At 52.2% G+C, this 230-nt stretch carries 1 rRNA gene; it reads right to left on the minus strand.

Annotated features, from left to right (window positions below):
* A 23S ribosomal RNA gene (locus M3661_RS30145) occupies positions 1 to 230 on the minus strand; the annotation flags it as partial.

Consider the following 230-nt stretch of genomic DNA (forward strand, 5'->3'; position numbering starts at 1 on the left):
CTTAGAATTCTCTTCCCACCTACCTGTGTCGGTTTGCGGTACGGGCAGCTTCACCTGGCTAGAGGCTTTTCTTGGCAGCATGAAATCAAGACCTTCGGTACTATAATTTTCCCTCCCCATCACAGCCTAGCCTTAATGATGTGCGGATTTGCCTACACATCGGCCTCACTGCTTGGACGAGCATCCATCAGCTCGCGTCCCTATCCTTCTGCGTCCCCCCATTGCTCATA

It is taken from the genome of Paenibacillus sp. MER 180 (assembly GCF_023713665.1).
Taxonomy (GTDB): Bacteria; Bacillota; Bacilli; order Paenibacillales; family Paenibacillaceae; genus Paenibacillus_B; species Paenibacillus_B suaedae.